Origin of the sequence: Clostridium sp. AF37-5, from assembly GCF_003477605.1 — a bacterium.
In the GTDB taxonomy this organism is placed as follows: Bacteria; Bacillota; Clostridia; order Lachnospirales; family Lachnospiraceae; genus Eubacterium_F.
The window spans coordinates 76,996-84,415 of sequence record NZ_QUDR01000015.1; the positions used below are offsets into that span (position 1 = coordinate 76,996).

The 7,420-nt window shown below is 43.5% G+C and carries 6 protein-coding genes and 1 other RNA gene; 1 reads left to right on the forward strand and 6 read right to left on the reverse strand.

All coding sequences use genetic code 11. From position 1 onward, the window contains the following. Positions 1-2 precede the first annotated feature (2 nt). The 5 genes from DW019_RS10325 to DW019_RS10345 all read right to left on the reverse strand — a co-directional run bounded on the left by DW019_RS10325 (position 3) and on the right by DW019_RS10345 (position 4,861). Entirely contained in the window at positions 3-2,315 is a 2,313-nt protein-coding gene (locus DW019_RS10325; RefSeq protein WP_118443300.1) for a hypothetical protein, read from the reverse strand. Positions 2,316-2,355: 40 nt separating this feature from the next. After that, positions 2,356-2,618, reverse strand: an RNA gene (gene ffs / locus DW019_RS10330) — signal recognition particle sRNA large type. A gap of 97 nt (positions 2,619-2,715) precedes the next feature. Continuing rightward, complete coding sequence (gene tadA / locus DW019_RS10335) at positions 2,716-3,180, reverse strand: tRNA adenosine(34) deaminase TadA (RefSeq protein WP_118443301.1); 465 nt, start codon at positions 3,178-3,180, stop codon at positions 2,716-2,718. Positions 3,181-3,212: 32 nt separating this feature from the next. Then, positions 3,213-3,644, reverse strand: coding sequence for a hypothetical protein (locus DW019_RS10340; RefSeq protein WP_117478492.1), 432 nt, complete (start codon positions 3,642-3,644; stop codon positions 3,213-3,215). A 53-nt stretch (positions 3,645-3,697) separates the two neighbouring features. After that, complete coding sequence (locus tag DW019_RS10345; RefSeq protein ID WP_118443302.1) at positions 3,698-4,861, reverse strand: endo-1,4-beta-xylanase; 1,164 nt, start codon at positions 4,859-4,861, stop codon at positions 3,698-3,700. A gap of 801 nt (positions 4,862-5,662) precedes the next feature. On the opposite strand from DW019_RS10345, the gene trpS reads away from it, so the two are divergent. Then, positions 5,663-6,706: a tryptophan--tRNA ligase gene (gene trpS, locus DW019_RS10350; RefSeq protein WP_118443308.1), complete on the forward strand. Its 1,044-nt coding sequence runs from the start codon at positions 5,663-5,665 to the stop codon at positions 6,704-6,706. A gap of 112 nt (positions 6,707-6,818) precedes the next feature. On the opposite strand, the gene DW019_RS10355 is transcribed toward trpS, so the two are convergent. After that, a complete protein-coding gene (locus DW019_RS10355) occupies positions 6,819-7,370 on the reverse strand; it encodes a biotin transporter BioY (protein ID WP_022377393.1) in 552 nt (183 codons plus the stop codon). Positions 7,371-7,420: the final 50 nt, after the last annotated feature.

The window sequence follows — 7,420 nt, forward strand, 5'->3', positions numbered from 1 at the left end:
TTTTATGCTCCTTGTAAATCTAACACAAAACGTCTGGTCTGCTCTACTTCTTCCGGCAAATCCATACCTGCTTTTTCAAAGCGGTGCAGTACCTGATTAATCTCTTTTTCCCGTTTTCCTTTTTCAATCATATAACGGCGTGCCGCATCCCGATACGCATTCTGTGCAAGCAGCCCCTCCGCAATCTGCGGAGCCAGCGGACAATAGGTAAATAGAATTTCACGCGCCACACGATTCAGTTTCATGGCGCCGGTCGCCTCACGCAGCACCCAGTCTGCATAATCTTTTGCAAACACATCCTTGTGACGGTTTCCGCACTGTGTAAGCTGCGCCTTTACTTTTTCACGTTTTTCCGGTGATAAGTCATTGTTCTTTTTGAAGAACTGCAAATAATCCGTATACTCTGCGGTAAGCGATGGATAGCGGTAATTGTTCCACTGCGCTCCCATTTCCGTACGGCATTTTTCCCAACGGAAATAAGCAAGCATTTTCAAAAGCTCTGCCTCTAAATTCTGCTCCATAAATGATGGCAGAAGAATTCTTCCGTGTGTCTCTTTTTTACGTCCTTCAATATCCTGCCACATCAAACCTTTGCGCCCATATACCGGGAATATAATAAATTCCGGCGTGTAACGCCCCGTCACGGTAAAACGATTAAGTCCAACTTCTTCATATGCCACCATACGCTCGCGGTAGAAAATGGAATAATCAATTTTTTCCACGCGGTTTACAATTTTATTAATAATAGCAGACGTTACTACTGCACTTTCCAATTTTGTATAAATGCCCTCTGAACACATAACCGGTACAAATGTAGAAATATTTCCACTCAGAATACGGTCGGCATAACTAAGCAGATTTTCCACTTCAAAATGAAGGCGTTTGGCCGCGTCGTGAAACGCATCATCGCCCTCGGTTTTTGTCAGTTTTTTCTCATGCACTTGCTTGCGAATTGTCTCTTCATAATCCGTATCAAACTCATCTTTTGATGGATTTTTTCTTCCCTCATAAATTTCACGCAGCCACTCGCTCATTGTATAAACGCGGCAGGTAGTTTCTTCTTCTCTCGAATCCGGCAGTGTCAAAAGAGTGCGGAGTTCTTCCTCCGTCAAAAGTTCTTCGCTGACATAGCCATATCGCAAAAATAATTTCACTGCAAGCGGCGGATTTGCATCCTGAAAACTTTTTTTGCAGGCACGCTCATAGATTTCAAAGAAATATTTCACTAATTCTTTGCGAAGCGCCGTTGCTTCCGGCGTTCTTGCAAACTTGTCCACACACGCCAAAAATGCTTCAACAGCCGATGCAAATTTTTCAGCCGTCTCATCAGAAACTTCTGCGTAATCGAGAATCTGCTGTACCGAATGGTCTAACACTTTTAAATCTTCCTGGTCAAACGCATCTAAGCTTCCGGTATCGTCTGACAACAACGCAAAATAGGTTTCTTCCATGCGCTGTCTGTCAAGATGAAGATTTACACCGGCGTACTCCAATAACAAAGTTTCAGTATTATTAATCTGCTCCAAAATATGGTCAAGCATAACGCTTAATTCGCTGTCATTTTGTCCGGATCGTCTTACGCCGAGCGCCATACGCCCTACCAGCGAAAACAGATTTTTTTCATCCGTAATCATAATACGGAAATATCGTGTCAGCCAATCGCTGTAGTAACGGCATCCCGCTACTAACTGTGGAAGCACCGCACACTGTTCCTCAAACTGTTTCTGCGCCACATAAGCACTGGCGCCATAATAATTTTTCTGTGCTTCAATTGGAATTTTACTGCACTGAATAAAATACGTGATTTTTTCCGGCAACGAATAATTCTCCATCCGCTGGTTTAAAAGACGTTCCATCGCCGCAATTTTTTCCGCCGTCAGACCCGCACCTTCCGCAAGTTTTTGATAACGTGAATAGGTCTGATGCACAAACTCAGCCACCTTCTCCGTCTCAGTTTTCAATTTTCCAAACACACGGAACACATCATGATAAAAGAAATTCAGCGAAGTCACTAAAAGTCCCCGGTACTGTGGCTTCTGCTCCAGCAAAAGAGCTGCCTGCTTTTCATTTTCCATCGGCAACCCAAACAAAACCAAATCATCAAGTGCAACATAAGTAAAGGAATGTTCCTTTTTCCAAACATCGCACATTCCCAAAAAATTTCCTGAGCCGATTGTCATCCGGACGCCCTCGCCCTGTACAATCACTCGTCCCTTAAGTATCAATGCCGTCGACTGCAACGGCTGTCCTTTTTCAAATATAACCGTTCCTTTTGTAATGGAACTGTTTCCATTCAAGACCAAACTCTCTGCCATATGTAACAACTCCTCGCAAAAAAGCTGTATAATATAAAATCCGTGCATCCCATGTCGAATCAAAATCAGAAGACGTTACCAAAGCAGTTAGCTAGGCTCAGGCACCCTCGCGTCACACAGGAAGGATTGCTTAGTGCTGCTTCATTCCTGACCTGACACGGTTCACAAGTTCCTGTTGCGCAAGACCCAAGTGTCAACGCCACTTACTTTGGGCAGCTCTCCGTCAAAAGACCCTCGATGGGACAACACCCCTGCTATAGCGGATTGCAGGTACAGGGCACCGCTATCTCCCCGGCTGCACGGAAATTTGAAACGGTCTGCCTCCCAATAGGGGAAACAAATCCGTTATAAACAATATCATAATAATTATATCTGTTTTTTCACGGTATGTCAAATACCATTACGCTTTTTTCTTTTTTCGCAGTTCTCTGAAAAAACTCGTCATCAATCCACTGCATTCCTCCGCAAGTACACCTTTTGTTATCTCCACCTGATGGTTCAATCCATCCTGCTGCAAAAGATTCAAAACGGAGCCTGCACATCCGGCTTTTGGATTCATGCTGCCAATCACCACGCGCGGAATCCGTGCCTGCACAATCGCTCCGGCACACATCGGACACGGCTCTAATGTAACATACATCGTACAGTCTTCAAGCCGCCAGTCGCCAAGCACCTTACTCGCTTTATTAATGGCTAGAATTTCCGCATGAGCAAGCGTATTTTTCTTCATATTTCTTTTATTATATCCTCTGGCAATGATTTTATCCTCATGCACAATCACACAGCCAATCGGCGTTTCCAGTTTGTCATACGCCTGTTTCGCCTGTTTCACTGCCTGTTTCATAAACGACTCATCGCTTGTCATCGTGATTCCTCCTGATCCCGGCAAAGTTTCCTCTAACACTGGCAGCCGCACATCGCACCGCCGCATTTTCTAAGTGCAGTCATGCGCCTGCACTGCTCCCCTGCCTGACATTCATAAAAGCACGGCAATTGTCCTGCCCAGTAAGCGCCATTTCTGCCAATTCCGATTCCTACCACAGCATCCGCGTGGGCAATTGTCTCATCGTCCGGCAAAAACAAGTTACAGACGGTAGTTCCGTTTTTGTCAAAAGTGACCCATCCGCAGGAGAAACACTGCCACTCTCTGCCTGTGCAGTAAACGGCACATACCGGACATTCCTCCGGTAAATCCTGTATGTCCAAAAAAATCGTCAGCGTTAATACCTGTTTTCTCCGCTCTGCTTTTACATAACCGGCTGTCACAGAGCAATCCGGATTTTCTTCCCGTTTTCTCACATAAAACACTTTCCGCATATAGTCCGACATAATCACTGCCTCCCAGTCATTTTTTACACTATATGCTTGTTTCATTATGCGTATTACTTTTCGTTTCCGACTGCTAACACACTGTCGTAGCACGCCTTTTTCTTGTGACTTTCATCGAACAAAAGCGGGTAACTGTCTTCGCCTTTAAAGGATGTCAGCCACGTTACATCATCCGAAAGCCCCCAGAATGTAACGCTCGTCACATTCGCCTTTCCTTCGCGGTCCGCTTTCACAATCGTCTCAAAAAATTCTTTATAACGGTCTGCCAGTTTTTTCAAGCCTTCCTCCGAATCATCGGTATTATGCATATCCACTTCGGTAAATTGAATCTCCAAGTCACCAATCTCACTGTACTTTTGCATCGCGTCAGAAATCATGCCGGTATCCGGATAATTCATATCCCAGTGACTCTGGAATCCCACACCGTCAATCAATTTCTTATCATACAATTTTTTCACAAGTTCTGCAATGGTACTTACTTTGCTTGGCATATACTCATTGTAGTCATTATAAAATAATTTCACATCTTTATCTGCGTATTTTCTAGCAAATGTAAACGCATCCTCAATGTATGATTCATCGCCGTAAATTTCATACCACAAACTGGAAGTGCGGTATCCGCCGCCGTCGTCACACGCTTCATTTACCACATCCCACGCATAGACAACGCCCGGATATTTTTCCTGGCAGAAACTCAGAACTTTTTTGATGTAACTTTCCATTCTTTTTTTCATCGTTTCTCTATTCACTTTGGCATTTCCTGCATCGTATTTTTCACAGAAAAACCATTCCGGCGTCTGATTGTGCCAGACAAGGCAATGACCGCGAAGCACAAGCCCGTTGTCTTTTGCCAGTGAAAGGCACTCCTCCAAATTTTCCTCATTAATCGCCGGCATGCCGTCTTTGCTGTTTTCCGACGCCCGCTGGTCTAAAATTGCCTCCGGCTTCATGCCATTTTCCATCGTAATACTGTTGAAATTTTCAAGAATGATTTTCTTTGTCTCCTCGTCCTTCAACTGATACGGATTAATTGCAACCCCAACTTTAAAATCCTTTTTAAATGCGTCCTTCAAATTTTTTGCCTCTTCTTTCTGTTCAATTTTTGAACTTTGTTCCGGTGTTGTCTCCACGGCTTTTTTCTCCGCCGGAGCACCACAACCGGTTACCAGTAACATAGCCGCGAACACTGCCGCTGCTAATCTGCCTGCTTTTTTCATCCTGCTTTTCCTTTCTTTGCTGCTTTGCTATATTAAAATCCTTTTACCGCACCCCTACTTACTCAATATGAAAATTATATTTTAGATTGGGGGCTGTGTCAAATGTTCGTTGAAGTTTTTTGAGTTTCCGTAAATAAGCAAGAATAGTTTGCGAAGAGTGGGCGCTTTCGCTAAACAAACGCGTAGGGGTATAATTTTTCAATTCACCAAATAATTGAGAGCAGCTTTTGTAAAATAGACCTGCGGTTCCGTTGCAACTCTTTTCCCTTGATTTGTCCCATAGGGTTGCATTTATCAAGTTTCATCTGAAGAAATTAGCCGTCAAAGGCAACTCTTTCGGTCCGCTTCCGCCTTTTAGGTTGCAATTTCTTCATAAATCTTCTTGATTAGATTTGTATGCGACGCAAAAAGGCAACCCTATAAAGCAAATTAAGGGAAAAGAGTTGTTTTGAAAACACAAGAGGCTGCTCGTTTCTTGCTAGTTGACATCAAGTGCTCGTATCTTTTTGGTATCCAGTAATTCAGCAGAAATGCTTTGTGGCTCGTGGGTTTTGAGTACGTCGGTATGAGGCACTGGTAGTTTCAGTGCCCATACCGCTACTCACTCAACGAGCGGGAGCACCCACGAGACACAAGCATTTCCGCTGAATTACGGAAAGCCCCAAAAAGTACCAACGAACACTTCCCCCAAAACTGTTTCTATCCCGACATTGACTTTTGATACAATACCTATTAAAATTGTTCTTATGAAAATTGCAACGGAGATTTGATAACATGCAAGGCTCCGGATTGGAGGAAGAAATGAAGAAGATTATTTTGACAGGAGACCGTCCTACCGGCAAACTTCACGTCGGTCACTATGTAGGCTCCTTGAAACGCCGTGTGGAATTACAGAATTCCGGCGAATATGATGATATTTACATTATGATTGCAGATGCACAGGCTTTAACGGATAATGCAGATAACCCGGAAAAAGTTCGTAAAAACATTTCGGAAGTTGCTCTGGATTATTTGTCCTGTGGACTTGACCCGGAGAAATCGAACCTCTTCGTTCAGTCGTATGTCTCCGAACTTACAGAACTTACTTTTTATTACAGCAACTTAGTTACAGTTTCAAGATTGAAACGAAATCCTACGGTCAAATCAGAAATTCAGATGCGTGGCTTTAATGCAAGTATTCCGGTTGGTTTCTTTACTTACCCAATCAGCCAGGCCGCTGACATCACCGCCTTTAAAGCAACGACCGTACCGGTTGGCGAAGATCAGCTGCCAATGCTTGAGCAGGCACGTGAAATTGTCCGCAGTTTTAACACTACTTACGATGAGGTTTTGGTTGAGCCGAAAGCACTTTTGCCGGAAAATGAAATTTGCAGCCGTCTGCCGGGTACCGACGGCAAGGCAAAAATGAGCAAATCCCTTGGCAACTGTATTTATCTGTCCGATGAGCCGGAAGATATCCGCAAAAAAATCATGAGTATGTACACCGATCCGGACCACATCCGCATTGAAGATCCGGGAAAATTGGAAGGGAACACGGTATTTACTTATTTGGATGCTTTCTGCAAGGATGAATTGTTTGCAGAATACCTGCCGGATTACAGTTGTTTACAAGAATTGAAAGACCACTACACTCGTGGAGGTCTGGGTGACGTGAAGGTTAAGAAATTTTTGTACTCTGTTATTATGGAGGAACTTTCTCCAATTCAGGCAAGAAGAAAAGAACTTGAAAAAGATATTCCGGCCGTTATGGAAATTTTGCACAAAGGAAGTATTAAGGCTAAAGAAGTCGCTGCCGGTACTTTGAGTGAAGTAAAACATGCAATGAAAATTGATTACTTTGATTAATGTTTCCTGCATAACGAATAAAACAAAAGGAGCAGTTATCCATGTCTCTTACGTGTAAACACGGTGGTACATGGAGAGCTGCTCCTTTTTATTTTGAATCTTTTCTTATTTCTTAAATTCGTTTTATCTGGTTTGCAACTGTCGGTGCAACAACTGCTGCAATCGCAATTTTAATCAAATCGCCCGGAATAAATGGAATTACACAAAGCGCCATTGCTGCGCCAAGTCCTGTTCCTGTCGAATAGCAGAACCACATCGTACCAAATGCATATGCAATCGCGGTACCAATAAGCATTCCTACAACGCAGAAAACAATATTTACAATCTTCTTATCCTTCTTAACCTGCATCAAAAGACCACATACAATTGCCATGAAAATAAATCCAATTAAGTAACCGCCAGTAGGACCGGCAACTTTACCAACGCCGCCTTCAAATCCGGAGAATACCGGAAGTCCAACCAGGCCAAGCAGCAAGTATACAATGTACGTGATGGTTGCCCGCTGCCATCCAAGCACATACAAACTAAAATAAATCACGAGGTTTGTCAGCGAAATCGGCACCGGACCAATCGGCACAGCAAGCGGTGCAAGTACACAGGTAAGCGCTGCAAATAACGCCATTAACACCATATCTTTCAGGTTAAAAAAGTTTTTTTCTTTCATTGTTATAATCCGCCTTTCTGCTTCGCGAAAGTCACCAATAGAATCATGAA

Bases quoted from the DNA above. Each gene is read 5' to 3' on its own strand.
- DW019_RS10355 (WP_022377393.1), bottom strand. From the start codon at position 7,370: ATGAAAGAAAAAAACTTTTTTAACCTGAAAGATATGGTGTTAATGGCG.
- DW019_RS10345 (WP_118443302.1), bottom strand. From the start codon at position 4,861: ATGAAAAAAGCAGGCAGATTAGCAGCGGCAGTGTTCGCGGCTATGTTA.
- tadA (WP_118443301.1), bottom strand. From the start codon at position 3,180: ATGACAAGCGATGAGTCGTTTATGAAACAGGCAGTGAAACAGGCGAAA.
- DW019_RS10325 (WP_118443300.1), bottom strand. From the start codon at position 2,315: ATGGCAGAGAGTTTGGTCTTGAATGGAAACAGTTCCATTACAAAAGGA.
- trpS (WP_118443308.1), top strand. From the start codon at position 5,663: ATGAAGAAGATTATTTTGACAGGAGACCGTCCTACCGGCAAACTTCAC.
- DW019_RS10340 (WP_117478492.1), bottom strand. From the start codon at position 3,644: ATGTCGGACTATATGCGGAAAGTGTTTTATGTGAGAAAACGGGAAGAA.